A 26,363-nucleotide genomic window follows, 5' to 3' on the forward strand; every position below is an offset into this window, starting at 1 on the left:
TAATCAGGATTCGGAACCCTGTATCAGACGCTGGATATTGCCCTTGTGACGCCAAATCAGGATCACCGAGAGCGCGACAAATACGATGCAGACTTCGAGGTTTTGCGTACGCCAGTAGACCAATACCGGTAACGCGCAAAATGAGATAATTGCAGCCAGTGACGATATCTTGAATACCCCCGCAAAAAGCAGCCAGATCGCGATCAGAATTGCACCGACAATCCAGTTAAATCCCAGCGCGGCCGCGATCGCTGTAGCAACGCCCTTACCCCCTCGAAACCCGAAATAAAGAGGAAAACAGTGTCCGATGAACGCGGCGAAACCGGTTAATGCCAGGGTGAGAAGCTCGGGTTGCAGCCAGTGTGCCAGCAGGACGGGTAACAGGCCTTTCAGAAAATCACCGACCAGGGTAAGAAACGCCGCTTTCTTGCCGGCGATCCGCAGCACATTGGTGGCACCAGGATTATTCGAACCCTCGCTGCGTGGATCCTTGAATCCCATTATTTTACTCAGTACGATCGCGGACGAAATCGATCCGAGTAGATAGGCCCACACGATTAATGCAAGGGTTTCGACCATGGTTTAACGGGTAGTCGCGATGGCCAGACTCTAACAGATATGGAATGGCCTTACAGCCCGCGGCCGCGACCCAGCGACAAATCGCTGATGTTGCCACGAGGTTTCAGGTAGAATCCGACGCCGGCATCGTGAATACACCATTATTATCAGATTAAGGTTGCAGTCGCCCCTGCGCCGTAAAATGTGCCTGCTCGGCAAGCGTGAAATTTAGCCCAGGAGTCTCGTTGGACCTGCTCAATATACCACGGCTGGATAAACGGTCGATCAAAAAGTTCGCTAATCGTGCGTCTAAAAGTTACGATAATGCAGCGATATTGCACGAAGAGGTGCTAAATCGGCTATTAGATCGCTTGCAGTACATACGTCACCAGCCGGAGACAATTATTGATGTCGGCAGCGGCACTGGCAAGGGTGTCCGGGGTTTGCAAAAGTCCTACCCGCGCGCACGGATCTATGCCGTGGATATTGCCCACGAAATGCTGTTGCAGGCTCGTGCCAGGTTTCGTTTATTGTCGAAAAAACGCGTGGTCGCAGCAGACATGGAGCGCCTACCTTTTACGGATCAGAGTTTTGACCTCGTATTCTCATCGCTGGCCATGCCCTGGAGTAATGATGTCGGCACAATGCTGAAAGAATTGGCACGTGTCTCCCGACAGGGCGCGCTGTTGATGTTCTCGAGTTTTGGCCCCGGCACGTTATCGGAACTTGCCGAGGCCTGGCAGGCGCTGGATAGTTACCCTCACATGCACCCGTTTGTCGATATGCACGATGTCGGCGATGCCATGGTTGCAGCCGGTTTTGCGCAGCCGGTTGTCGATTCAGAGACAATCCGGCTGGAATACCCTGCGTTTCGACCGTTGCTCGAAGACCTGCGCAATGTCGGGGCGAGTAATGCCGATGTCAGTCGGCGCCGCGGATTGATGACACCGGCGCAGTTGCGCAGACTGGAGGCCGGTTATCGTGAGCATGGATTTGAAGATGGAAAGTTCGTTGCATCCTACGAGGTCGTCTACGGGCATGCCTGGCTCGATACCCGGTAATGAAATTGATACCCGGAAATTTACTATTGAAACGCTGCGTGTGAGGCCCATTTATGCGGTTGTGATTCCACCTTAACTTTCAGTTAAGACCGGTCAGGAAGCCGGGGGGACGATTCCGTGGGGCTGGATCCAGCCCATGTAGAATGAGAATACGATGAAAACGAAAGTTACGATCGACAGGACAATGCGGATCGTCAGGAACTTAACGGTGGTATTGGAGTCGCTGCGACCCTTGACCAGGCTCAGCATACTGGCGCCGAGACTTAGCACGATTAAACCGAGCAACACGGCGATAATAATTTTGACGATAGTCATGGTGATTGGACACTATACGCTGGAGACTAGTTTACCGGATCATGAGCTGTTGTCGATATGATGATCGGGACGCGCAAGTTCAAACCCGCCCGGTGGTCGATCGCACTGACCGCAGTGGGTGTTTCGCTGTTCATTGGCCTGGGGCTTTGGCAGCTGGAACGCGCGGCCCTGAAGGCGTCGATCGAATCAAAATTCGAGCAAAGGCTGGGTGAGCCATACCGGGAGTATTCACCGGGTGATGGGCTGGACGATATCGAGTACCGCAAACTATTGCTGCAGGGAAGCTTCGACAACGCCCACCATTTCCTGGTCGATAACCAGCTGTATCGGGGCAAAGCAGGATATTACGTACTGACCCCTCTGAAACTAAGAGACAGCGACAGCCTGATCCTGGTCAACCGCGGTTGGTCAGCCTGGGGCGAATCCCGGCAGGAGATATCGCCGATACCAGAGGCCGAGAGCCTGAACGGCGTCAGGGGCATCGCAAATTTTCCAAACGAGCCCGCGTTGCGCATGGGCGGATTAACACTTTCCGATCGCTGGCCACAGCTCATTCCTTATATTGATATCGAGGCCCTGCGGGCACAGTTCTCGAATCGACTATTGCCCGTGGTGTTATGGCTGGCGCCTGAGCAGGACGATGTTTACGTGCGCGAGTGGAACCCGGTCTGGATGAAGCCTGAAAAGAGCCGGGCCTATGCAACGCAATGGTTTGCGTTTGCACTGCTTGCGTTCGTGTTTTTTATCATTTTAAACCTGCGGAAAGCTGAATGAACGAGGAAGAACCCAAGCGATTGCTCTGGTACCGGATTAAGCTGCTGGCGCTGATCGCTATATTCCTGTCTCCGTTTATCGGTGGCTGGCTTGCACTTTACGTATTTGATCTCAAGCCCACGAGCGGCAATTACGGTACCCTGGTCGAACCGGTGAAAAGGCTTGACTGGCCGGTACTCGAAACGCTGGATGGCGAACGGTATCAGGCAGGGTTCGGGCGCAAATGGACATTCCTGATGTTCGCCGGCGCAGACTGCGATGAGCTTTGTCGTTCCAACCTGTTCTACATGCGCCAGATCAGGACCCTGCTCGGGCGTGACACGTTGCGCTTGCAGAATGTGTTGATCAGCTCGAAGCCGCTCAGTGAAACGACCAAAACCTACCTCAAGGATTTTCCCAACTTTAAAGTAGTCGAAGACAATCGTGACCCGAACCTTTACCGTCAGTTTTACCTGGAAGGGTACGGCGAGGTCGGCGATTTGCCCAAAATGTACCTGGTTGATCCTGATCAGAACCTGATGATGCACTATCCCGCAGAGAGTGATCAGGATCGAGTGCTGGAAGATCTTAAAAAACTAATGAAGTTATCGCAGATCGGTTGAGTCTGTTATCATCGCGCGATTGAATCGCCGCGAGAACGCCTGTATAACGGCCGCTTTTTACGAAGTAGCTTAATCCGGCTAACTTAAATGACCACGCTAACCCTCGACGCCTGCTCGCAATACTACAAGCTGACCAAGCCCAAGGTTGTCTACCTGATCGTGTTTACCGCGATGGTAGGTATGTTGCTTGCCGCCGAAGGTGCGGTACCACTGGATACCTTCGTCTTCGGTTTGCTGGGTATTGGCCTGGCCGCTGCGTCCGGCGCAGCCATCAATCACGTGGTCGACGAACATATTGACCGGATCATGGAACGTACGCGTAACCGTCCGCTGGTGAGCGGGGAACTGGACCAGAAATCGGCCCTGATTTTCGCGCTATCGATCGGTACGCTCGGTATTACCTTGTTGCTGGTGTTTATCAACCTGCTCACCGCAGTGTTAACCTTGTTTTCGCTGGTTGGTTACGCGCTGATTTATACGATGTACCTGAAACGCGCGACGCCGCAAAATATTGTGCTTGGTGGTGCCGCGGGTGCCGCGCCGCCATTGCTGGGCTGGACCGCGGTAACCGGGAGTGTGGATACCGAGGCTTTACTGCTGTTTCTGATTATATTTGTCTGGACTCCCCCGCATTTCTGGGCGCTGGCAATCCGTCGACGCAAGGAATACGCCAAGGCGGACATCCCGATGTTGCCGGTGACCCACGGCGTTAATTTTACCAAGATCCAGATTTTGCTCTACACCATATTGTTGGTTGTCGTAACAATGATGCCCTTTATCGTGCAGATGAGCGGCTTGATCTACCTCGCCGGTGCGCTTGCGCTGGGAATGGGATTTTTGTACTACGCGATCAAGCTGTACTACGACAAGAAGCCCGACGTGATTGCGATGAAAACCTTCGGTTACTCGATTTTTTACCTGAGTCTCCTGTTCGCCTTCCTGCTTGCAGATCACTACGCCCGCGTTTTCATTCGCGGCTGGTTTCTCTAGCGGCCAGTCAGGTACAGTACCAGCTGTACCACGCCGACCAGCATCAGCACAAACACGAGCCCGAATAGCAATCCCATCCAGATAAAATGGGACATCTTGCCGTGTTTGAAATCACGCTCACGATTGGCGCTGCTTTGCACACCGAGGAATGCCGCCAAAGTACTTTTAACCAGCTGTCCAAAGGTCAACTGGACTGCTTCCGGGGGTTGATCGTCTGGTTCTTTGTTCAAGATTGAATTCCTTGTATTATTACCTGTTCGAGTATTGTCGCAGCTGGACTTAAGTGGTGAAATATCCAATCTAGAGTAGGGCTTTAATCCAATTATGGTCAATATCAGTAAACAAGATTCCGGAGATAGCTTCCGCATCGTGCTATCCCCCAACTGTTCCATCAGCTGGCACGAGCTGGTGATTTTCTACCTGTTTACCTGCGTGATCGCAATCGCTGTCGGTCTGTTCTTCACGCTGCAGGGCATGTGGTTGGTGCTGCCTTTTTCCGGGCTCGAAATGCTGGCCCTGGGTATCGGACTCTACGTGACGTCTCGCAAGGTATATCGTAAGGAAGTAATCACCCTGGATCCGGATCGAACCAGAGTAGAAAAAGGGGTACAACGGGTCGTTCAGAGCTGGGAATTCAAAACGCCCTGGGTGCGGATTATCGACGAAACCACGGGCACCCGTAACCCGGCTCGCAGGCTTGCTATCGGCATGCGTGGCACTGCGGTCGAAGTAGGCAGTTTTCTGGCTAATTCGGAAAAGGATGAGCTAGCCTTTAAATTGAAAGACTGTATAATTCGCGTGTGATTAAGCGCCGTCTGAATGTCCAGATTCAGATGGCATTTTTGTGTTTAAATACCGGTGCATCTAACACAACTTGCACCAATGTTGTGATCGTGTGGTTCAGGGGGATAAGAATGATTTTTAATAAATGGTGCCGACGGTTCTCAGTGATCTTCACGGGCGTGGCTTCGATGTTTTCGATGTCTGCTGCTCGTGCCGAATACGAGTTGAACATGACTCAGGGCGTTACCCCGATCAGCCAGGAAATCTACGGCTTGCACATGCTGGTTTTCTGGATTTGTGTCGCTATTGGGGTGGTTGTTTTTGGCGCGATGGCCTGGTCAATTCTTCATCATCGAAAATCCAAGGGTGCGGTAGCCGCAAACTTCCATGAAAGCACTACTGTTGAAATCATCTGGACCGTCGTGCCCCTGTTAATTTTGATTGGTATTGCGATTCCGGCGACTGGAACCTTGCTCGACCTGGAAGACGCCAAAACCGATGCCGACATTACGCTGCAGGTAACCGGCATCCAGTGGAAATGGAAATACACCTATGTGGATGAAGATGTCAGCTTTATTAGCAGTCTCGCGCAATCCAGCCGCGATGTAATCAGTGATCCAACCGGCTATGAAAACTACCTGCTCGAAGTTGATGAGCCGGTGGTACTACCGATCAATAAAAAAATTCGTTTCCTGTTCCACTCGACTGACGTCATTCACGCGTGGTGGGTGCCTGAACTTGCGGTCAAGCAGGATTCGGTCCCGGGATTTATCAACGATTCCTGGGCGACGATTGAAAAGCCCGGGATTTACCGCGGCCAGTGTGCCGAGCTCTGCGGTAAGGATCATGGTTTCATGCCGATTGTCGTGCATGCGGTAACAGAATCAGAGTATCAGCAGTGGCTGGTAAGCAAGAAAGAGGAAGCGGCTGCCGCGGCGGCTTCGGCGGAGCAGGAATGGTCTATGAAAGACCTGCTCGCGCGCGGTGAAACGGTTTACCAGGCAAACTGCTCGGCCTGTCATGGTCCGACTGGTGCCGGGATCCCCGGGGCCTTCCCGGCGATGACCGGTAGTGCCATCGTTCTTGGCGATCCCGCGGGTCATATCGACATCGTCGTCAACGGCAAGGCGGGCACCGCGATGGCAGCCTTCAAGGGACAGCTCAACGATGTTGATCTCGCTGCCGTAGTGACTTACGAACGTAATGCTTTAGGTAATAGCGTGGGTGATATGGTTCAGCCATCCGCGATCAAGAATGCAAGATAAGGGGAAATAGATGTATACCGATACGACACACGATGCAGCTCACGGCGAGCACCATGATCATGGCCCTGCCAAGGGTTTGATGCGATGGGTTACCACAACCAATCATAAGGATATCGGCACGCTTTACCTGTGGCTGGCATTCATAATGCTGCTCTACGGCGGATCCATGGCGATGATAATCCGGCTTGAGCTGTTCCAGCCTGGACTGCAGTGGGTTGAACCGCATTTTTTCAACCAGATGACCACAATGCACGGCCTGGTAATGGTGTTCGGCGCGATCATGCCGGCCTTCGTTGGCCTCGCCAACTGGTTGGTACCCATAATGATCGGTGCCCCGGACATGGCCTTGCCACGCATGAATAACTGGAGCTTCTGGATTCTGCCGTTTGCATTCACGATCCTGGCTTCCACCACCTTTATGGAAGGCGGTGCGCCGGCGTTCGGATGGACCTTCTATGCGCCACTCTCTACCACTTTTGCGCCGGACACGACCGACTTTTTCATTTTTGCGGTGCACCTGATGGGAATTTCGTCGGTAATGGGTGCCATTAATATAATCGCCACCATATTGAACATGCGTGCCCCAGGTATGACGCTGATGAAAATGCCGCTGTTCGTCTGGACCTGGTTGATTACTGCCTACCTGTTGATCGCGGTCATGCCGGTACTCGCCGGTGCGGTCACGATGATGTTAACCGACCGCCACTTTGGCACCTCGTTTTTCGATGCCGCGGGCGGTGGCGATCCGGTCATGTTCCAGCACGTATTCTGGTTCTTCGGACATCCCGAGGTTTACATCATGATCCTGCCGGCCTTCGGTGTGATTTCCGCAATTATCCCGACCTTCGCGCGCAAACCGCTGTTCGGTTACAGCTCGATGGTGTATGCAACCGCTTCGATTGCGATCCTGTCGTTCATGGTCTGGGCGCACCACATGTTTACCGTGGGCATGCCGGTTGCAGGCGAACTTTACTTTATGTACGCGACGATCCTGATCTCGGTGCCGACCGGGGTCAAGGTCTTCAACTGGGTAACCACGATGTGGAAAGGCTCGATGACCTTTGAAACCCCGATGCTGTGGGCGCTGGGATTTATCGTCATGTTTACCATCGGTGGATTTTCCGGCTTGATGCTGGGGGTTGCCCCGGTAGACACGCAGTATCATGACACCTACTTTGTCGTCGCACACTTCCACTACGTGCTGGTAACTGGTGCCTTGTACTCGATCATTGCCGCATTCTACTACTGGGTGCCGAAGTGGACCGGCCATATGTACGACGAGAAACTGGGCAAGATCCACTTCTGGTGGTCAACCATTGCGGTCAACGTTTTATTCTTTCCGCAACACTTCGTTGGCCTGGCGGGTATGCCGCGCCGGATTCCTGATTACTCGTTGCAGTTTGCCGAGTTCAACATGATCTCGAGTATCGGTGGTTTCGCCTTCGGCCTGGCACAGATTTTCTTCCTGTATATCGTTATCAAGACGATCAAGGGTGGGGTCAAGGCTACTGATCAGGTCTGGGAAGGGGCAACCGGCCTCGAATTCGAGCACCTGCCGTCGCCACCGCCGTATCACAGCTTTACCGAAGCGCCGCCGGTTAGGTAACTGGGAACGATGGCTCTGTTGATGCAAGAGAATCAGTCAGGTGATTATTTAACCTCCGCCGAGCGACGCAAGCGGACCTGGCGCATCGTGATTGCGCACGTCATCATTGTTGCAACGTTTTTCATCGCAACCTTTTTCTGGGGTAATTTCCAGTGAAAGTGAGCCCACTCAGGCTGGCCGCGATTCCATTGCTGATGTTTGGCTTCGGCTTCGCGCTGGTGCCGCTTTACGATGTATTTTGTGACATCACCGGGCTCAACGGTAAAACCGGCCGCATTGAGGCCTCGGAAATCGACAGCAGCCAGGTGGATACCTCGAGGACGATAGAAGTACGTTTCCTGGCAAATACCAATACCGGATTACCCTGGGATTTCCAGCCGCTGGTCAAGAAAATGGAAATTCATCCGGGACAGGTTTACGAAGCCGTGTTCCGAGTGCGCAGCGCCAGCGATAAGACAACCCTCGGGCAGGCGATTCCGAGTGTATCGCCAGGACTTGCCGCGGAGTATTTTAACAAGACCGAATGTTTCTGTTTTACCCAGCAGGAACTGGCGGGGCGTGAGACACTGGATATGCCGGTGCGATTTGTTGTCGGCACCGGTATTTCAGAAAATATCGAACAGATTACATTGTCCTACACGTTTTTCAGTCTGGACAAGGGCTAGAAACTCTAACGCTTTATAGAATATAGAGAGACAATTACATGAGCAGTGCAAGCAACCAAGACTATTATGTACCCCATGGCACTCATTGGCCGATTATCGGCTCGGTCGGGTTATCCCTGACCGTGGTTGGCGCCGCCAATTTCCTGCACGGCACCTGGAGCGCAACGCCGATATTTGTCGGCCTCGCGATTCTGGTTTTCATGATGTACGGCTGGTTTGGTACCGTGGTCAAAGAGTCGCTGGCTGGCACCTATAACCCACAGGTTGACATGTCATTCCGCTGGGGCATGGGCTGGTTTATCTTCTCCGAGGTCATGTTTTTCGCAGCCTTCTTCGGCGCCCTGTTCTATGCACGTATGTACTCGATACCCTGGCTTGACGGTGGTTCCAATAACGATGCAACTGCGCAATACCTGTGGCCCGATTTTGAAGCCGCGTGGCCGTTATTGACCCCGCCCCTGGCAGACAAGTTCGAGGTTGCCAGGCAGGCCATGGGCGCCTGGGGGCTACCGGCACTCAATACGGTTATCCTGCTGACCTCGGGCCTGACCGTGACGCTCGCGCACTGGGCGCTCAAGCGCAGGGACAACGTCTGGCTGGTGTACTGGCTGTTCGCGACCGTCGCACTGGGATTCGGCTTCGTCATTCTGCAAGGTATTGAGTACGCCCATGCTTACGAGGAATTAAATCTGCGCCTCGATTCGGGCATTTACGGCAGTACATTTTTCATGTTAACCGGATTTCATGGTTTCCACGTCACCATGGGTGCGACCATGCTGTTAATCATCATGATCCGCGCTGCCAAGGGGCACTTTTCACCGGAGAATCATTTCGCGTTCGAGGCCGTTGCCTGGTACTGGCATTTCGTGGACGTGGTATGGCTGGGACTGTTTATTTTTGTTTACTGGCTATAACGCAGCCAGTGAGGTTATCGAAGAGCACGGCCTAGGCCGTGCTTTTTTTTGTCCGGCGCTTTGGTTTTTTACAGGGTTCGCCCAGTAGTGCTTCGAAGTCTTTGGCCGCTACCGGCCTTGAATAAAGGTAACCCTGGCCATAGTCACAGTCGAAATCCTTCAGCAACTGGCCCTGGGTTTCGGTTTCAACACCCTCGGCAATCACTTTAATTCCCAGTTTGTGCGCCATCACGATGATGGCTTCACACAGAGCAAGATCGTTCTTGTCATGATCCAGGTTGCGTACGAAGGACTGGTCGATTTTCAGGTAATCGATATCAAACTGCTTCAGGTAGGATAGCGATGAGTAGCCGGTGCCAAAGTCGTCGATGGATACCTGTACTTCCGCATCGCGAAAATCCAGCAACCGATTGGTTATCTTGTCGTTGGCATCCATCAACAAACCCTCGGTGATTTCGACGGTCATTGCCTGGCCGCTGAGCCCGATTTGTTGAAGATGCGAAAACCACTGGTTCATGGCCGCAGCCTCGTCTATCCATTGTAGCGGGGAAGTGTTAATGCTGACCTGGAAGTCGATATCAAATTGATCTCGCCAGCGGCTTGCCTGCTCGGTTGCACTGTAAAATACCCAGTTGCCGATATCGGCAATCAAGCCCGTTTCTTCCGCGATGGGGATGAACACGGAAGGGCTTACCATCCCCGATTCGGGATTATGCCAGCGCAGCAGGGCTTCGGCCTTTGTCAGCTGGTTATTTTTCATATCGACGATTGGCTGGTAATAAATCTCGAACTGCTCCTGCTGCATTGCGTCGCGCAGGTCCTTGATCATTTTGCGCTTTCGAACTGCACGCTCCTGGAGTTCGGGTGTAAAAAAATGAAAGCTGTTACGTCCGTTTCCCTTCGCCGCATACATCGCCTGGTCACCGTTACGCTGGAGTACATCAATATCTTTTGAATCCTGCGGATAGAAGGTGACGCCGATACTCGCCGTCAGGAAGACTTTTTCATTGTCGAGCTGGTAGGATCGTGCGAGCTCATCCAGCAATTGCTGGCACAGGGGTTGTACCGACAGCGGATCGTCGATCTGTCCCAGAATTACCGTGAACTCGTCCCCGCTAAGGCGCGAGACGGTGTCAGTTTCACGCAATGTTTTCTTGAGACGACTCGAGATTTCGATCAACAACAGATCTCCCATGTCGTGGCCCAGCGTATCGTTTACGTCCTTGAAACGGTCGAGATCGATGTAAAGCAGCGCCAGCGAAAGGTTACTGCGATCGCAGGCGCGCATTTCATGTTCCAGCTTTTGTAAAAAAAGGTTTCGGTTCGGCAGGCTCGTCAACGCATCGAAATTAGCCTGGTTCCAGATAACAGTCTCGGCGTGTTTACGTTCCGAGATGTCGCGGATATAGGCACTGAATTCCTGCAGGTCTGCCGAATCGATAACCGAGATCGACAATTCGACAGGAAACTCATAGCCGTCGCGATGCAGGGCGTGAATCTCGATCAGTGTGTTCATAACCGAAGACTTACCGGTTTTCAGATACTTTTTCATGCCCTTGTTATGGGCATCCCGATAACGTTCCGGAATGATGGTTTCGACAATGGTCTGATCGAGAATTTCCTCGGCGCTCCAGCCAAAGATCTTTTCGGCCTGCTGGTTCCAGCCGGTAATGTGACCGTCAAAATCCATTTGTACCAGGGCGTCGATTGACGACCCAAAAAAGGCCTCCAGCTTGGTGTGCTGTGCCAGGATAATTTCCTTTTTCTGGCGCAGGTCAACTTCCAGCGCTTTCAGTCTTGCTTCGAGTAAAGCCCGTTCGTCATTCTCTTCTTCGGGAGAATCGCTATCCGACATCTTCAGTGGGTCCATCAGGAATTACGTTCGAGTATAGTATTTATATGTGAGCGGACATAAAAAAAGCCCGGTCATGCCGGGCTTTCACTTGAAGGATGTCGCAGTCTCAGGCGATGAATGAAGACTTCATCGATTTGAAGGCATTACTTTCAATTTGACGAATCCGCTCTGCCGAGACGCCGTATTCGTCGGCAAGTTCGTGCAGCGTTGCTTTGGGTTCGATTAACCAGCGCCGTGTCACGATGGCTTTGCTGCGGTCGTCGAGATTTTCAAGTGCTTCACCGAGCATGTGAGCGTTATTCTGTTCGGTGTCCTGTGCTTCGAGCAGTAACTCTGGCGACGGTGTGTTGGATGTCAGCGAATTAGCAGGTGCCAGGTAAGCGGTGTCATCGTCATCATCGCCGGATATATCAAACGCGACGTCATAATTGTTGAGCCGGTTTTCCATTTCAATCACGTTTTCACGGGTAACACCGAGCGTTTCTGCGACGTGATCGATTTCTTCCGACTTGAACCAGCCTAGGCGTTTTTTCTGGCTGCGCAATTTAAAGAACAGCTTTCGCTGGGACTTGGTCGTGGCCACTTTTACGATGCGCCAGTTTTTCAAAATATACTCGTGAATTTCGGCTTTTATCCAGTGCACCGCGAAAGAAACCAGGCGCACACCGACTTCAGGGCGAAAACGTTTAACGGCCTTCATCAAACCAATACTGCCTTCCTGGATTAAATCGGGGACCGCGAGGCCGTAACCCGCGTAATTATTTGCGATCTTGATGACGAAACGCAGGTGTGGCAGAACCAGCTTTTGGGCCGATTCGATATTGCCGGTCTCCTGCAGATCCTTTGCCAGCGCATACTCTTCTTCGGCGCTCAGGATAGGCACGCTTCTGGCGGCCTGAATATAGGCGTCCAGATTCGAACTGCCCCGTAGTACGGGCATTGTATTGCGTGTATTAATCACTTCTGTGCTCATTAATGACCTCGATTTAGGTGTTATTTAGCACTCAAGCTTACCGAGTGCTAGCTATTAGAGCATAATTATCGCAATCAGTTCAAGTTTATTAGCAAATATTAATATACTCTTTAACTGCATGGTTATTAAAGAAAAATACCACATATATACGTCCAGATCCCTGCTGTGGATCAGTTGAGAGCGGGATATGGCGTAACTTCCACAAGTTTATATATAGCTACCTGAACCAGGGGAGTCCGAATACCGCATATTCACAGTGTTGGTGAAGCATGACTATCCATTCCGGTGGTATAGCCAGCATGCAGGGTTTTGCGTTCTGGCGGGATGCCTCCGGTCTCGGCGGCAATTGGTAACAGTCCCGGGCTGTTGCATGCAGCCTGAATTCTGGAATACTTTCTTGTCCCCGGCTTTATCTTGGCAACACGATTGGTATACTGCGAATTCGCACAGCCCGTCGAAATATCCAAGCACGCCCGTCTGTCTATGCGATCAACGTCTCCCTACGCTGCACCCGGTTAAAATGCGCCGACGGTGCAAACCGGAGTTACCCACTGCCGACCCAGGAAACAGATACGGGAAAGACCAACATGACTATTAGCCAACAGAAGGTTGTCACGATCCATTACAAGGTTGTCGATGTTGCCAGCGATGAAGTTATTGATTCATCCGAGGGCGATGATCCGATGACTTACCTGCATGGTGCCAGAAACATTATTCCGGGACTCGAGCAGGAGTTGGAGGGGAAGGCGGTTGGAGAGGAATTCGAAGTCACGGTGGAACCGGGTGAGGCCTACGGCGAGTATAGTGAAGACCGCGTTCAGGTCGTGCCAAAAGAAGCTTTTCAGGAAATGGAAACGATAGAACCCGGCATGATGGTCACCTCGCAAACCGACCAGGGCCAGATCAACCTGGTTGTCACCGAAGTCGATGAAGCCACGGTGACGGTCGATGCCAATCATCCGCTTGCTGGCAAATCGTTAAAATTCAGTGTCAAGGTCGAGGCGGTACGCGATGCCAGCGAGGAAGAACTGGCGCACGGCCATGTGCACGGACCGGGAGGTCACGACCACTAGCCCTGCCGGATCAGGGATTTAATGCTTCGCTTTGGCGTTTGATATTGACCAGCGTCTGCAGGCGTGTCAGTAAATCTTCTTCGTCGATCGGCTTGGTAATGAAATCATTTGTTCCGGCGCCGAATATTGCTGTGAAATCGGTGCGTTCGTCCTCGCCGGGTTCGATAGTCATCAGCAGAATCGGCAGCGTGAGGTAGTCAAGTTCAAGTTCGTTACGGATGGTCTGGATCAATTCGTAGCCGTTCACGTCGCTGGTCAGCATCAGGTCAGTAATCATGACATCGATACTACAGTTGCCATTGTCAGCCAGGTCCTGTTTGAGAAATTCGATCACTTCACCGGCGTCACGAAAATGGAAATACTCGATGCCGTTTTTTTCAAGTATTCCGGTGGTGATGGCGGTTGAGGTGGCACTTTTATCGACGTATAGAATTCGAACCGGTAACTCGTTCTGCGTTCCAAGGAAGTTAAGAATGAAGTTAACCAGTGGTTTCGTCCCATCGGCCTTGTCGAAGTAAGCCGTTACGGCGTCGGTGTCTTCCATGTCGCCACCCACAATGCGAGGTTCGGTGTCACCCGAGACGACGAAAATGGCGGTTTCTTTATTCTTTGGCGTTTGTCGAATCTGCTCGATTAATGCATAACCATCGATATCGGGTAGCGTGATACCGGTAGTGATGATTTCAAATTCGTACCGTTTGACAGCCGTCATTGCCTCCTTGCCGTTAGCGCAGGCGATGATGTCAAGATCGGGTGCGCGGCCCGAGATTTCCTTGAAAAGAATCGCGCGTGCTGAATCTGAAGTATCAATCAGTAATAGTCGACGTTTTGCGGGCATTTTATTCTAGGTTGGCTCTATTTGATTCAAGTGCCGCGCCACTGCGATCCAGGACCCGGCTAGCCCGAGTAGGGTACTTGATGTTATCAGGATGATAAAGTCGTTAAACGAAAATGTGATCAGGCTCATATCAGACTTATATAGCAGATTTAGACGTTCGAGTGGGCCCGAAATCGAAAGGTAACCAACCTCGACGATCAACCACGAAATGATACCGCCCAGTAAGCCATACCAGACACCGCCGTAGAGAAATGGTCGCCGGATGAATGCGTCGGTGGCACCAATTAGCTTGGTGACTATTATTTCTTGGTAGCGATTCTGGATATCGAGCCTGATCGTGTTACCAATGATCAGCAGCACTGCGCAGGAGAACAGTATCGTAATAATCACGACCGAGCGCCGGGCGATTTCAATAATTGTATAAAGTCGCTCCAGCCACTCCGTATCTAGCTTGGCGATATGAACCTCGGGCATTTTCTGCAGATTATTAAGCAGGTTGCGAACTGTAAAAGTATCGGCCTCGCCAGGTTCGACGATAATAGTATGCGGCAGCGGGTTGGTACTCAGCGTATCGATGCTCTTGCCAAATCCCGAGTCCTGCCGAAATTTTTCGAGCGATTGATCACGCGAGATAAATCGGGTTGAATCGACATGCTCCATTTTGGCGATCCGCTTGTCGATTTCACGCGCCTTTTTTTCACTGATTTTGAGATCAAGAAACAGGCTGATCTGGGAGCTCGAACGGAAATCGCCGGAGATTGCGTCGACATTTTTTAGGAACAGGTAGAAACCGCCCGGCAGCGACAGTGTTATGCCGATCACGGCAACTGTCATAATGGTGGTTGCCGGGGCCGCGTAAATCTTGCGCAGGCTGAAAATCAGCGACTGCAGGTGATGTAGCAGGTAGGCTGAAATGCGATTTGAAGTCGCTGGCTTGTGGCGACGAATATTACTGCCTGCCACCATCTGTCTCCGTGCGATTGTCTTCGAGGTCATTCAGAACCAGTTTGCCCCGGTTGAGCGTCATGCGGGGTTTATCCAGTTCATCGATCAGGTCAAGATCGTGGCTTGCGACCAGCACCGTGACACCGACCTGGTTGAAATCGACAAAAATATGCATGATTTCCCGCGATAGCTCCGGATCGAGGTTGCCGGTGGGTTCATCGGCAAGCAGTAACATCGGCTTATGCACCACCGCGCGCGCGATCCCGACGCGTTGTTGTTCACCGCCGGAAAGCGTAATCGGCATCGATTTTTCCTTGTGCCGCAGACCGACCTTATCGAGTGCAGCGCGTGTACGCTTGGCAATTTCCTGGGGACGATAGCCCTGTATATGCAGGGGCAGGGCCACGTTATCGAAGACGCTGCGATCAAACAGTAGCTGATGATCCTGAAAGATGATACCGATATTACGCCGAATATAAGGAACGCGATAACGTGGCATGTTGTTGAGGTTGATGCGGTTTAACAGCGCCTGGCCGCGAGTCGGTTTCTCGATCAGCGCGATGATTTTCAGTAACGTGCTCTTGCCTGCGCCCGAGTGCCCGGTGATAAAAGCCATCTCGCCGTCACCCAGCTTGAGAGATACATCGCTAAGCGCCTCGTAGCCACCCTCGAAACGCTTGGTTACATTGTGAAATTCAATCATGGAGTTGGAGTCGGCATCAGGCGTCGGTCAACAGGGCGTCGACAAATTCCGCGTGATCGAAAGGACGCAGGTCATCGACCGTCTCGCCAACGCCAATATAGCGGATCGGGGTATGCAACTGTTCAGCCACGTTAAAAATCATGCCCCCTTTGGCGGTGCCATCGAGTTTGGTCAGAATTATCCCTGAAATCCCGATTGTGTCTCGAAAATTGCTTGCCTGCGCGAGGGCATTCTGCCCGGTTCCGGCATCGAGCACCAGCAAGGTTTCCTGAGGTGCGCCTGGATCGAGCTTGCTCATGACGCGTTTAATCTTCTCCAGTTCATCCATCAGGCTTGATTGCGTATGTAATCTCCCTGCAGTATCGGCGATCAGCACATCAATTCCGCGGGCCTGCGCGGATTGTAGGGCATCAAAGATCACCGACGCGGAATCTGCGCCCTGGCCCTGGCGGATAACCGGCACGTCGAGGCGCTCACCCCAGGTCTGCAACTGCTCGACCGCCGCGGCGCGAAAAGTATCACCGGCAGCCAGCATTACCTTTAGTCCCTGGTTTTTGAATTGCCGGGCTAGCTTCCCAACCGTGGTAGTCTTGCCGGCGCCGTTGACGCCGACCATCAGTATTACGAAAGGCTTTTTGCTGGTATCGATCTCGAGCGGAATAGAGCAGGGCTCGAGAATTTCCATCATCGTATTTTTAAGCGCACCGATCAGGCTATCACCATCATCCAGTTGTTTACGTTGCAGCGATTCGGTCAGGCGCGAGGTAATTTTCTGGGTTGCCTGGATACCGACGTCAGCCAACAGCAGCTGGTCTTCCAGTTGCTCGAGCGTGTCCGCATCAATCTGTTTCTTGCCGAGCAGCAAATCGGCCAGTCCAGTCGACAGGTTTTCCCTTGTTTTCGAGAGGCGCTGGCGCAGTGACGCAAACAGGCCTGTCGGCGCTTGCGTTTCGTTTTTGTTCGCAGATTTAAATCCGAACATCATTTTTCCGGCAATCAGAATTCAGGCACAATATGCTAACAGAAAGCGATTCCATCTGTGCACCTCTGAACCGCATTTAAGTTCCAACCGGACCATGAATATGAAATCTCAAGTCAGGATTATCGGCGGCAAGTGGCGCGGGCGTAAACTCGAGGTCGTCGACGGGGCGGGTTTGCGTCCAACACCTGATCGTATCCGCGAAACCCTGTTTAACTGGCTGGATCCGATGTTAAGAGACGCTAATGTGCTCGATTGCTTCGCGGGCAGCGGTGTGCTTGGTTTTGAGGCACTTTCGCGGGGTGCCAGCCGGGTTACTGCCCTCGAGCGCCAGCAACGGGCACTGGCAAACCTGCGTGACCAGGCAGAGCGTCTGGAGACTTCCAGGTTTGAAATTATCGCGGGTGACAGCCGAAAATTAATTGGGCAATTGAGGCAAAGATTCGACATTGTCTTTATTGATCCTCCCTATGCAAAACCACAATTGCGCGCCCAGGCTTTTGAGCAGCTGGAAATCCACGATTGTTTGCAGCCCGGTGCAATAATCTATTTTGAATGGCCGCTGTCCGATCATTTTGACTTACCGTCCGCCAGCCTGCGGTGGTTGAAACAGAAAAGTGCAGGCCAGGTCAAATATGCTATAGCCGAATGGCAGGGAAGCCGTTAGAATCGGCCAATCATTCAGCCCGGCACCCGATGCTGGAACACAGAGGTAATCCATGACCGGTACTGCAATTTATCCGGGCACTTTCGATCCAGTAACCCGCGGTCATATCGATATCTGCGAGCGTGCTTTGCAAATGTTCGATCATGTCGTGATCGGGGTTGCCGACAGTCTCGCCAAGGAACCTTTCTTCAATATCGAAGAGCGCCTCGATATGCTAAGAATCGTTTTTAACGAAAATGATCAAATTTCGGTAAAACCTTTTTCGGGTCTGCTCATCGACTTTGCGCGCGATTGTGGCGCCGATGTCATTGTGCGCGGTCTGCGCGCGATTTCAGATTTTGAATACGAAGTCCAGTTGGCGGGTATGAATCGGTCCCTTGCGCCGGAAATAGAAACGGTTTTTCTGACTGCAGCGCAACGCTATGCTTTCGTGTCATCAAGCCTGGTGCGTGAAATCGCCCGCTTGAACGGGGATGTCTCGGAGTTCTTGCATCCGGAAATCCTGCGTCGATTGACTGAAAAACTGGAGGCCAGTAAGTAAAGTGTTATACAGGGGATTCAGATCGTGGCACTGATGATCACCGACGAATGCATCAATTGCGATGTGTGTGAGCCGGAGTGCCCGAATGACGCGATATCACCGGGAGAGGAATATTACGAAATTGACCCTCTGTTGTGTACCGAGTGCGTGGGGCATTTCGAAACCTCTCAGTGTGTCGAGGTCTGCCCCGTCGATTGCATTCCGTTTAACCCGGAGTACCCGGAAACGCAGGAGCAGTTACTCGAGAAATATAATCATCTGATGGGTAACGAATAAAATAGCGCCCCGTATTTGTCCAGTGATTAAGGCGGTCTCCCGGTGAATCAGTAGCCACCGACGGCACCTTCGCTGCGATTATCAAAACTCGCCTCGAGATAGTTCTTGTCGTTTAAGCGGACCGCCTTGATCCTGCCCATCCTGCCGGGTTTATACGCCACGATCTCATGCCCGCGCTGCTGCAGGCCAGTCACCAGTTCCGGTGAAAATTTAAACTCATCGATGAAAACCTTGTTCGGTAAAAACTGGTGATGCACCCTGGGGAACTGCACCGCGCGATCGATATCGAGACCGGTGACCAGCACCCGGTAAATGGTTTGAATGACGCTACTGATTATCCACGGACCGCCGGCAGCACCCAGGGTCATGACGATCTTGCCGTCTTTTTCGACCAATGTCGGGCTCATTGAACTGAGCGGTCGTTTGCCGGGCTGCACCCGGTTGCCAAAACCCTGTACCAGGCCAAATGCGTTGGGTTCGCCGGGCCGCGTCGTGAAATCGTCCATTTCATTGTTGAGGGCAATACCGTATTTTTCTGAAACCACCCCGGAACCGTAGCTGCCGTTCAGGGTTACCGTAAGACTGATCGCATTGCCATCGGCATCCAGGATCGAAAACTGGGTAGTTTCTTTGGAATCATCGGCAGGCTTGTCGACCAGCGGCTCTAATTGCACGGCCCGATTGATATCAATACTTTGCGCCATTTCACCGATATATCCGTCCGACAGTATTTTATCGAACGGGTTATCGTGATAGTCCGGATCGCCCAGCAGGGCACGTCCTCTGAATGCACGATTCAAAACTTCTGCCATTAAATGGATTTCATTAACGCTAAGCGGTGCCTGCTGTTGAATGTTAACCCTGTCGAACAGCTCAAATGCGGTCTTGATGACAGCACCACCACTGCTTGGTGGTGGCATCATGTAAACCCTGTGCCCTTTAAATTCAGTCTCCAGGGGTTTCAACCAGCGTACCTTGTAGGCTGCCAGGTCTGCCGTCGTAATCACGCCGCCCGCAGCCTGGACCGAATCGGCGACGTCCCTGGCGACGTCACCCGAGTAAAAACCATCCGGGCCCTGGTCCCGATAAAGTGTCAGGGCTTGCGCCAGCGCAGGCTGCTTCAGTATTTCACCCGGCTTGTAGTGCTGTTGCGGGGTTTTGTAAAAATGTCGAATCCCGGCGCTGTTGAATCGATCTTTTTGTTTTTCCGAGTAGCGTGATTCGGTTCCCGAGAATTCGATGCCGTCCCGGGCAAGCTCCATGGGCCTGTCGAACAGCTCCTCCCATTTTAACTTCCCGTACCTTTGATGCAGCGCCCACAATCCGGCGGCGACTCCGGGAACCCCCACGGCCGTGCCACCATTCCACGAAGCGCCCTTTTCCCGATCAACGTAAAATTCAGGCGAGGTTGCCGCCGGTGCAGATTCACGGAAATCAAGTACCTCGACGCCCTGACCCATACTCACCAGGGCAAAACCCCCGCCGCCGAGCGTGGCGTTTGACGGATTGGTGACTGCCAGCGTGAGACCAACCGCGACCGCAACATCGATGAGGTTGCCACCCTTTACCAAGATGGCTTTGCCGGCATTGACCGCATAATTCGACGGTGCGGAAATCATGATCCTGGTGCCTTCGCCGGGCACGGCCTGTGCCGAAGCGACGAACGTTATTGCAAACCCGAGAACAAGAATGCGAGGCATGATTTTGAAGAACATAAGATTTAACCTGAGTTTGCGAGAGTTCCGATGGTAAAGAAGCGACATAGGTCAATCAAGATCTCAATAGAGTCTCCAGGTTACAGGTGAGGTATCGAGGGGGTATTTTACCGTGGAATTTGTGGCCTGGTACGATTGACGATCAGGACTGGCATCCGGGACAGTAGTAACTGGAGCGTTGCCCCTGCACCACGTGCTTGACTGGGCGTGCGCAAACCTTGCACTCGCCGCGGTTGGCATAGACCTGCAGCTCATGCCTGAAATAGCCGGGCTTGCCATCCGCCTGGGTAAAGTCCTGCAGGGTGGTGCCACCATGTGCGATTGCCGCTGACAGGGTGTCGCGCACCGCGCCGACCAGTTTCTCGATCCGTAGCTTGCTGATCCTTCGCGCCGCGCGCGTGGGCCGAATACCGGCGAGAAATAATGCTTCACTCGCGTAGATATTGCCAACGCCAACGACGATGTGACTGTTCATCAACACGGTTTTTATGGCCGCATTGCGATTTCGGCAACGGTCGTAGAGGTAGTCTGCGTCGAACGCATCGCCCAGGGGTTCCGGTCCCAGTTGTCGCAACAGCCGATGCTGTAACGGGTCCCGGTGGCAGTAGAGCAGGGCACCGAAACGACGCGGATCACGGTATTTCAAGGCCTGCGCGTTGCCGAGCTGCAACTCGACATGTTCATGGTCTGCAACAGTCGAGCCGACCGGCAAGATACGCATACTGCCCGACATCCCGAGGTGCCAGATCAGGTTACCGCGGTCGAGTTCCATCAAGATGTACTTGCCGCGTCGCGATACCTCGCGTATACGCCGGCCCGCCAGGGTAGAAACCTGCGCACTGATTGGCCAGCGCAGCCGGGTTTCGCGCAGGATGACCTTTTCTATTCGTTGACCAAGCAGGTGATTGCGGATGCCACGCCGGGTGGTTTCGACTTCGGGAAGTTCAGGCATGATGACTAGATTTCGTGAAATACCCAGGCCAGCGCAATGCCGCCCGTCCAGGAACCGTTATCCGAGACCAGCGGGCTATCCTCGATTTCCGAGTTACCCAGGTCGTCATACCGCAGGAATCCGCCGAGCCAGTACTGGCCGATTCGCCGGCTGTAGGTAAATTCGGTACGATAACCGCTGAAACCAGCGTCGGCTTCGAACGCCGGCCGGGAAGGGGTGCTGTCCTCGTCGTCAACCGAGTAAAAATAGGCATGATGTTCGTCGCTGGCATACAGGGGGCCGACATTGAATCGCAATTTCCATTCGCCAAGGCGCCTTGCCGGCTTGCGCCAGGAAAGTCGAGGTTGAAATACCCAGCCAATGTTATCCAGGTCGCCATTCACCGTATAGGCATAACGAAGCGGTAAATCGATCCACCAGGCACTGCGTTGCCGACGCGAGAAGCGATAGTTCAGCGCCGGTCCGATTTCGATTATGGCATCCAGTTCATCCATACCTTCACGCTCAGGCGTGTCTTCATCTGCCGGCGGCGAGAGGTTGCCACTCAAGGTAAACAACAGGTCATCTGACTCGAAAATGACACCCTGCGCGCCCTCGTCGACACGCAGGCGCTCGCCACGGTACTTGATGTAGGGAGCCGGCAGCAAATAGCTCGACGACTCGTTTGAGCCCCGGTAGTCGGGTGCACTTAGCGCAAACAGGCCGGCGCCGAGTTCGAGACGCGGCAGCGGTTTCTGCGCGAGGGCACTGCCGACGCTCAGTACCAGAACCAGACTAACCGGAAGTCTCATCTGTGCGTAACGAAATCAGTTGGTAGTAGAGATCTGCGGGGAAGTGATATTGCAGACTGATCTGTGGATTCGCGATAACAATTTCCGGATCGATCGACATCACGAAGAAGTCGTGGTTTCGACCATCGGCAAGTCGAGTCGTGATTTTCTGCTGGGGTATTTTCTCGGCTGAGAACGGTTTCACGCGCAATGCCTGCAGGTTTTGCCAGTTGTCGACGAGCTTCGCGATTTGTTCCTGGCCGATACCTTTAGCATCAATCAATCGCCAGGTATTATTGGCGTCACGGATTATCTCGTGGCCAGGCAACTTAAGCGCACTAAGCTCGAATCTGCGTGGCAGCAGGCTTTGGTCAACGATGCCGGTCAAACCCTGCGACATGAAAGGCAAAAGCATGTCGGGCAGCAGGTAAACGGTGGAACCGACCATAGTGTAGCGCCTGGCACCGATATTATTGGTGTCTCCAAATAGCACCAGGGTTTCGTTTAATCGCAATGAAGCTTTGGGGAACTGTAACCCGAGCGTTTCCAGGTCGATCTCCTCGGCCGCTAGGCGGGAATCGGTTTTCACCGAGGTGATACCGAGCAGGCGTTCGACATCACCGTCGTTAGCGGGCCAGCGGATCGGGGATTCGAGCATCCAGCCGTCTTCTTCTCGCCTCAGTATCAGTTTTGCATCGGCAGTTTGAATTTCCATGGTTCCGATACTTTCCGGCTTGAGCGAGGTGACGCTCTGTTGCGGTTGATACCCTGTCTCGACATCGAATCGATTACCGATATAGGTGAACAGCACGATTAAAAATATCAGTATGTAGTTGATGATCCAGCGGCGTGAAAACATCAGCGCTTACGTCTCTTAAGCCAGATTCGCAGGCCACTGACCAGCAAACCAAGCGGTAATACCAGTAAAAATACCAGGGCGATTGCCAGTTGTGCGGGCTGCGATAATTCGAGGCGAGTATCGGGCGCCGGTCGCGGATTGATCGCAATCAAGTTGTCATCATGGCTTAACCAGTTCACCAGGTTGAGCCCGATCTCGAGATTGCTACCGTTGCCGAGATAACGATTCGATACAAAATCTGCATCCCCGATGATAGCGGTTCGTTGTTCGGATGGTTCGCCGTTGTCGCTCTGGAGGCTGCGCATCAGCGTCAGCCCGATATTCAAGGGTCCTGAACTCTCGTCATCGTCGTCACCTTTAAAGATTTCGCCACGCAGTTCGCCGGTTTCGTTCCAGCTGCGCTCATCGCTTTGCAGAAATACCTGTAGTTGCCAACTCTCGTCGCCGTTGAACTCCAGCGCCTGCGCCTGGGGAAACAGTGACAGGCTGCTCAAATTCTGTGTTATCGGATGGCGTGGATACTCTGTAACCAATGCGAAATCGACCCTGTTGAGCCCCATCAGCTGGCTATTGGGATCGACGATAATGCCGGGTAAAAAACTAATCCCGAACTGCTCCTCGAGTAGATAGAGCCCGTCACTCGCCTGCTCGGGATCGGCGAGCCACAGCAGGTTTCCGCCCTGTTCGATATATGTCCGCAAAATTTTAACTTCTCCGGGCAGCAGCGGTACCTTGGGACTCGCCAGAATCAACACGTCGGTATTGTCCGGGACGCTGCTGGCCTGGGTGAGGTTCAAGCTCTCGATAGTGTATCCCTTGCTCGCCAACTCCGTTGCCAGCAGACTGAAATCGTAGTTAGCCTCGCGATAGGGGTGGCGTTCGCCATGTCCCTCCAGGAATACCAGCCAACGCTCTCCCTGCCGCATCAGGCGCTGAATCGCGCTGGTCACCGTGGTTTCTGTGACCTGGGAGACCTTTTCGCTACGCCCCTGGTACTCGAGTAAAACTTCACCGGGATAACGGATATCGTGGCGGCGCAGTAAATCCGGATACAAATCCGGATTCAGGCTTTCGAAACTGATATTCGGCTGGTGCTGTTGATAGCGCTCGAACAGGGCTTCGAGTAACGGCTTGCTCTCGTTTATCGGTGAAACGAACAACGTTACCTCGAGTGGGAACTCGATGCTTTCGATGAGGCGCTGAGACTCCTGGGACAGGCTATTGCGCTGGTTTGCACTCATGTCGATTGTCATCGGGTATCGATTTGTCAGCCATGCAATGGCGACCATCAGTGCGACAAACAACAACAGGAAGACCCCTGACTGGATGCGAAACTGCAGACGCGCGCGGGCATTGACCTTCACAGCAGGCGTTCCCGATCGAGTTGACGAATCGTCAGCACCAGGAAGCCGATAATCAACAGCAGGTAGTAGGCGATATCGCTACTATCAAATACGCCTTCCAGCATCGACTGGTGGTGTTGCAGTATCGAGAGGTACGAAAGCACGGAATGCCCGTTGCTGAGTGAGGCGCTGACCCAGTCGATTATCCACAGCATCAACAGCACACCGAAGGTGCCGATCGCGGCGATGGTCTGGTTTTCGGTCAGGCTCGACAGGTACAGGCCGATCGCCGCAAATGAAGCCAGCAGTAACAGCATGCCAAGATAAATTGACAGCAGCTTGCCGCTATCCGGGCTGGTGCCAAGGTACAGAGACAGCGGCATGAGCATCAACATGCTCACCAGGACGAACACGAACAGCAACAGTCCCAGGAATTTACCGAGCACGATTTCCGTTATGCTGAGCGGTGAAGAAACCAGCAGGGTCAGGGTACGATTGCGTTTTTCTTCGGCGATTGAGCGCATCGTCAGCAACGGCATGACCATCAGCGAAATGATAGCCGCCACCTGCATTAATGGGGTTATCACCACGTCGGTCACGCCAGGTGTATTTTCGAGCTGAATGAGCTGGGGTTGTAGTACGAAAAAGTTATCCAGGTTGGTTAGAAACATGTAACCCAGGATGGTCTGGATCACGGCCAGAATGACCCAGGCCAGCGGCGACAGGAACATGGCGCCGAATTCACGTCGGGCGATGATCCAGATCATTTGACGTTGGACTCTTCGGTCAGGGTAAGCTCGATGAACAGGTCCTCGAGGGATTGCTGTTCAGGCACCAGTTCGTAAAGCCCCCATTGCTGCCGTGCCGCTGCTGTAACCAGTGCATCCGGATTAGCATCGGGCGCGATAAAAACCCGGTAGCGACCATTATCAAGTGCCTCGGCATGATCGATGCCTGCGAGCGAACTCAAAACTTCGGGATCGACGGGATTCCTCAATGCAACCTTGAATGAGCTTTCGTGCCCCTGGTTTAGTGCTTCGGTCGATGCGCTGTAGATAATTTCCCCGGCACGAATAATTTGCACCCGGTCGCAGGTGGACTGAACCTCGGACAGGATGTGGGTCGATAAAATGACGCTGTGCTGGTCTCCCAACGAGCGTATCAAGGCGCGAATCTCGCGAATCTGTATCGGGTCAAGACCGACCGTCGGTTCGTCCAGGATAATCACTGGCGGATCGTGAATGATCGCCTGTGCAATCCCGACCCGTTGTTGGTATCCCTTGGACAGATTACCGATCAGGCGCCTGCCAACATCTTCGAGGCCGCACTGCTGCTTGACCCTGTCTAACGCCGCTATTACCCGTGCCTGTGGAATCCGGTGCAGGCGTGCACAGTAGGCAAGATACTCGTCGACACTGGCATCGCGGTAAACCGGTGGATGCTCGGGTAAATAGCCAATTTGCTTCTTGGCGGCGCGCGGTGCCTCGAGGATATCGTGGCCGGCGATGCTGACTTCGCCCTCGCTGGGTGCGAGGTTGCCGCTGATGACCTGCATCGTGGTAGATTTCCCGGCACCATTCGGGCCCAGGAATCCGAGTACTTCACCGGCTTTCAGGTTAAAAGTCAGGTGGCTGATCGCGCAGTTATTCTGGTAATAGCGAGACAGGTTTTCAACCTGAACGAGTACGTCTGACATGGATTCCCTGGGGATTTCTATGGCGCTAATCATACTCTACTGGAGGCGATATGAAAGCCTGATACACAGGATTCCTGCGCCCATAAAAAAACCGGTTTGCACCGGTTTTTTAATGATTTGAGGAAGCAGTACGTCTACTTGATCTTGGCCTCTTTATATTCGACGTGCTTGCGCACCACCGGGTCGTATTTCTTGAACACCATTTTGTCGGGAGTGTTCTTTTTGTTCTTATCCGTGGTGTAGTAATGGCCGGTGCCCGCGGTCGAAACCAGTTTTATCAAATCTCTCATGATCCTACTCCTAGCACTTGATGCCGCGCTTGCGCATATCGGCGATGACCGCGTCAATGCCGTTTTTATCGATAATTCGCATGCCCTTGGCAGACAGGCGCAGCTTGACCCAGCGATTCTCGGAATCAACCCAGAACTTGTGGGTATGCAGGTTCGGCAGAAAGCGACGACGCGTCCTGTTATTCGCGTGCGACACATTGTTTCCGCTAACCGGTTTCTTGCCGGTTACTTGACAGACCCGAGACATCGTGGAACTCCGTTGGTACAAGATAAGCTTGAGGGCGCGAACTCTACCAGAAGCATATCGAGGATTCAAGCCGCTTCAGCCCTGATTATTGCTGTCTTTGAGCGATTT

Annotated in this window: 32 protein-coding genes; 14 read left to right on the forward strand and 18 right to left on the reverse strand. The window is 52.9% G+C overall.

The genetic code is table 11. The annotated features are described in order from the left end of the window. Positions 1-3 precede the first annotated feature (3 nt). Entirely contained in the window at positions 4-579 is a 576-nt protein-coding gene (gene plsY / locus OES20_13640; protein MDH3635737.1) for a glycerol-3-phosphate 1-O-acyltransferase PlsY, read from the reverse strand. Between the two features lie 224 nt (positions 580-803). Here plsY and bioC point away from each other — a divergent pair, with 224 nt between their 5' ends. After that, positions 804-1,619 carry a malonyl-ACP O-methyltransferase BioC gene (gene bioC / locus OES20_13645; protein ID MDH3635738.1) on the forward strand — a complete coding sequence of 272 codons (816 nt, stop codon included), beginning with the start codon at positions 804-806 and terminating at the stop codon, positions 1,617-1,619. Between the two features lie 93 nt (positions 1,620-1,712). Here the strand turns inward: bioC and OES20_13650 are convergent, their stop codons facing one another. Next, positions 1,713-1,934 (reverse strand): twin transmembrane helix small protein, encoded by a 222-nt coding sequence (locus tag OES20_13650; GenBank protein ID MDH3635739.1) that lies wholly within the window; start codon positions 1,932-1,934, stop codon positions 1,713-1,715. A gap of 57 nt (positions 1,935-1,991) precedes the next feature. Between OES20_13650 and OES20_13655 the strand changes: the two genes are divergently transcribed. From OES20_13655 to cyoE, 3 genes are all read left to right on the forward strand, one after another. Next, the gene (locus tag OES20_13655) at positions 1,992-2,708 is read left to right on the forward strand and encodes an SURF1 family protein (GenBank protein MDH3635740.1); all 717 of its coding nucleotides are present in this window, start codon (positions 1,992-1,994) and stop codon (positions 2,706-2,708) included. Then, positions 2,705-3,310 (forward strand): hypothetical protein, encoded by a 606-nt coding sequence (locus OES20_13660; protein MDH3635741.1) that lies wholly within the window; start codon positions 2,705-2,707, stop codon positions 3,308-3,310. The genes OES20_13655 and OES20_13660 overlap by 4 nt, the downstream gene beginning before the upstream one ends. Positions 3,311-3,397: 87 nt before the next feature. Next, entirely contained in the window at positions 3,398-4,300 is a 903-nt protein-coding gene (gene cyoE / locus OES20_13665; protein ID MDH3635742.1) for a heme o synthase, read from the forward strand. Here the strand turns inward: cyoE and OES20_13670 are convergent. Then, entirely contained in the window at positions 4,297-4,530 is a 234-nt protein-coding gene (locus OES20_13670) for a DUF2970 domain-containing protein (GenBank protein ID MDH3635743.1), read from the reverse strand. The genes cyoE and OES20_13670 overlap by 4 nt on opposite strands. A gap of 94 nt (positions 4,531-4,624) precedes the next feature. On the opposite strand from OES20_13670, the gene OES20_13675 reads away from it, so the two are divergent. From OES20_13675 to OES20_13700, 6 genes are all read left to right on the forward strand, one after another. After that, entirely contained in the window at positions 4,625-5,104 is a 480-nt protein-coding gene (locus OES20_13675; protein MDH3635744.1) for a DUF2244 domain-containing protein, read from the forward strand. A gap of 110 nt (positions 5,105-5,214) precedes the next feature. Continuing rightward, entirely contained in the window at positions 5,215-6,348 is a 1,134-nt protein-coding gene (gene coxB / locus OES20_13680) for a cytochrome c oxidase subunit II (protein ID MDH3635745.1), read from the forward strand. Positions 6,349-6,358: 10 nt separating this feature from the next. Continuing rightward, entirely contained in the window at positions 6,359-7,954 is a 1,596-nt protein-coding gene (gene ctaD / locus OES20_13685) for a cytochrome c oxidase subunit I (protein MDH3635746.1), read from the forward strand. Positions 7,955-7,975: 21 nt separating this feature from the next. Further along, the gene (locus OES20_13690; GenBank protein ID MDH3635747.1) at positions 7,976-8,110 is read left to right on the forward strand and encodes a hypothetical protein; all 135 of its coding nucleotides are present in this window, start codon (positions 7,976-7,978) and stop codon (positions 8,108-8,110) included. Beyond that, positions 8,107-8,619 (forward strand): cytochrome c oxidase assembly protein, encoded by a 513-nt coding sequence (locus tag OES20_13695; protein MDH3635748.1) that lies wholly within the window; start codon positions 8,107-8,109, stop codon positions 8,617-8,619. Before OES20_13690 ends, OES20_13695 begins: the two co-directional genes overlap by 4 nt. Before the next feature lie 38 nt (positions 8,620-8,657). Beyond that, positions 8,658-9,533 carry a cytochrome c oxidase subunit 3 gene (locus OES20_13700; GenBank protein ID MDH3635749.1) on the forward strand — a complete coding sequence of 292 codons (876 nt, stop codon included), beginning with the start codon at positions 8,658-8,660 and terminating at the stop codon, positions 9,531-9,533. Positions 9,534-9,564: 31 nt separating this feature from the next. Here the strand turns inward: OES20_13700 and OES20_13705 are convergent, their stop codons facing one another. Then, positions 9,565-11,403, reverse strand: a complete 1,839-nt coding sequence (locus OES20_13705; protein MDH3635750.1) for an EAL domain-containing protein — start codon at positions 11,401-11,403, stop codon at positions 9,565-9,567. Positions 11,404-11,494: 91 nt separating this feature from the next. Continuing rightward, positions 11,495-12,361 carry an RNA polymerase sigma factor RpoH gene (gene rpoH, locus OES20_13710; GenBank protein MDH3635751.1) on the reverse strand — a complete coding sequence of 289 codons (867 nt, stop codon included), beginning with the start codon at positions 12,359-12,361 and terminating at the stop codon, positions 11,495-11,497. Between the two features lie 587 nt (positions 12,362-12,948). Here rpoH and OES20_13715 point away from each other — a divergent pair. After that, on the forward strand, positions 12,949-13,434 hold the full coding sequence (locus tag OES20_13715) for a peptidylprolyl isomerase (protein ID MDH3635752.1): 486 nt from the start codon (positions 12,949-12,951) through the stop codon (positions 13,432-13,434). Between the two features lie 10 nt (positions 13,435-13,444). On the opposite strand, the gene OES20_13720 is transcribed toward OES20_13715, so the two are convergent. From OES20_13720 to ftsY, 4 genes are read right to left on the reverse strand one after another with little or no spacing between them, the layout of a single operon-like run. Next, the gene (locus tag OES20_13720) at positions 13,445-14,272 is read right to left on the reverse strand and encodes a response regulator (GenBank protein ID MDH3635753.1); all 828 of its coding nucleotides are present in this window, start codon (positions 14,270-14,272) and stop codon (positions 13,445-13,447) included. A 6-nt stretch (positions 14,273-14,278) separates the two neighbouring features. Further along, on the reverse strand, positions 14,279-15,268 hold the full coding sequence (ftsX, locus tag OES20_13725) for a permease-like cell division protein FtsX (GenBank protein ID MDH3635754.1): 990 nt from the start codon (positions 15,266-15,268) through the stop codon (positions 14,279-14,281). Further along, positions 15,222-15,920, reverse strand: a complete 699-nt coding sequence (gene ftsE, locus OES20_13730; protein ID MDH3635755.1) for a cell division ATP-binding protein FtsE — start codon at positions 15,918-15,920, stop codon at positions 15,222-15,224. Before ftsE ends, ftsX begins: the two co-directional genes overlap by 47 nt. A 16-nt stretch (positions 15,921-15,936) precedes the next feature. Beyond that, complete coding sequence (gene ftsY / locus OES20_13735) at positions 15,937-16,902, reverse strand: signal recognition particle-docking protein FtsY (GenBank protein MDH3635756.1); 966 nt, start codon at positions 16,900-16,902, stop codon at positions 15,937-15,939. 100 nt (positions 16,903-17,002) lie between these two features. On the opposite strand from ftsY, the gene rsmD reads away from it, so the two are divergent. From rsmD to OES20_13750, 3 genes are read left to right on the forward strand one after another with little or no spacing between them, the layout of a single operon-like run. Beyond that, complete coding sequence (gene rsmD, locus OES20_13740) at positions 17,003-17,566, forward strand: 16S rRNA (guanine(966)-N(2))-methyltransferase RsmD (protein ID MDH3635757.1); 564 nt, start codon at positions 17,003-17,005, stop codon at positions 17,564-17,566. 52 nt (positions 17,567-17,618) lie between these two features. Further along, on the forward strand, positions 17,619-18,107 hold the full coding sequence (coaD, locus tag OES20_13745; protein MDH3635758.1) for a pantetheine-phosphate adenylyltransferase: 489 nt from the start codon (positions 17,619-17,621) through the stop codon (positions 18,105-18,107). Positions 18,108-18,131: 24 nt separating this feature from the next. Further along, positions 18,132-18,383 carry a YfhL family 4Fe-4S dicluster ferredoxin gene (locus tag OES20_13750; protein ID MDH3635759.1) on the forward strand — a complete coding sequence of 84 codons (252 nt, stop codon included), beginning with the start codon at positions 18,132-18,134 and terminating at the stop codon, positions 18,381-18,383. A gap of 47 nt (positions 18,384-18,430) precedes the next feature. On the opposite strand, the gene ggt is transcribed toward OES20_13750, so the two are convergent. From ggt to rpmB, 9 genes are all read right to left on the reverse strand, one after another. Beyond that, on the reverse strand, positions 18,431-20,098 hold the full coding sequence (ggt, locus tag OES20_13755) for a gamma-glutamyltransferase (protein ID MDH3635760.1): 1,668 nt from the start codon (positions 20,096-20,098) through the stop codon (positions 18,431-18,433). 142 nt (positions 20,099-20,240) lie between these two features. Then, complete coding sequence (gene mutM / locus OES20_13760; protein ID MDH3635761.1) at positions 20,241-21,050, reverse strand: bifunctional DNA-formamidopyrimidine glycosylase/DNA-(apurinic or apyrimidinic site) lyase; 810 nt, start codon at positions 21,048-21,050, stop codon at positions 20,241-20,243. Between the two features lie 5 nt (positions 21,051-21,055). Beyond that, complete coding sequence (locus OES20_13765) at positions 21,056-21,841, reverse strand: MipA/OmpV family protein (protein MDH3635762.1); 786 nt, start codon at positions 21,839-21,841, stop codon at positions 21,056-21,058. Then, the gene (locus tag OES20_13770) at positions 21,825-22,679 is read right to left on the reverse strand and encodes a DUF4340 domain-containing protein (protein MDH3635763.1); all 855 of its coding nucleotides are present in this window, start codon (positions 22,677-22,679) and stop codon (positions 21,825-21,827) included. The genes OES20_13765 and OES20_13770 overlap by 17 nt, the downstream gene beginning before the upstream one ends. Beyond that, on the reverse strand, positions 22,679-24,043 hold the full coding sequence (locus OES20_13775; protein ID MDH3635764.1) for a GldG family protein: 1,365 nt from the start codon (positions 24,041-24,043) through the stop codon (positions 22,679-22,681). The genes OES20_13770 and OES20_13775 overlap by 1 nt, the downstream gene beginning before the upstream one ends. Continuing rightward, a complete protein-coding gene (locus OES20_13780) occupies positions 24,040-24,789 on the reverse strand; it encodes an ABC transporter permease (GenBank protein ID MDH3635765.1) in 750 nt (249 codons plus the stop codon). The genes OES20_13775 and OES20_13780 overlap by 4 nt, the downstream gene beginning before the upstream one ends. Then, positions 24,786-25,718 carry an ABC transporter ATP-binding protein gene (locus tag OES20_13785; GenBank protein MDH3635766.1) on the reverse strand — a complete coding sequence of 311 codons (933 nt, stop codon included), beginning with the start codon at positions 25,716-25,718 and terminating at the stop codon, positions 24,786-24,788. The genes OES20_13780 and OES20_13785 overlap by 4 nt, the downstream gene beginning before the upstream one ends. Positions 25,719-25,852: 134 nt before the next feature. Further along, the gene (rpmG, locus tag OES20_13790; GenBank protein MDH3635767.1) at positions 25,853-26,008 is read right to left on the reverse strand and encodes a 50S ribosomal protein L33; all 156 of its coding nucleotides are present in this window, start codon (positions 26,006-26,008) and stop codon (positions 25,853-25,855) included. A gap of 10 nt (positions 26,009-26,018) precedes the next feature. Then, entirely contained in the window at positions 26,019-26,255 is a 237-nt protein-coding gene (gene rpmB / locus OES20_13795; GenBank protein MDH3635768.1) for a 50S ribosomal protein L28, read from the reverse strand. Positions 26,256-26,363: the final 108 nt, after the last annotated feature.

It is taken from the genome of Gammaproteobacteria bacterium (genome assembly GCA_029862005.1).
Taxonomy (GTDB): domain Bacteria; phylum Pseudomonadota; class Gammaproteobacteria.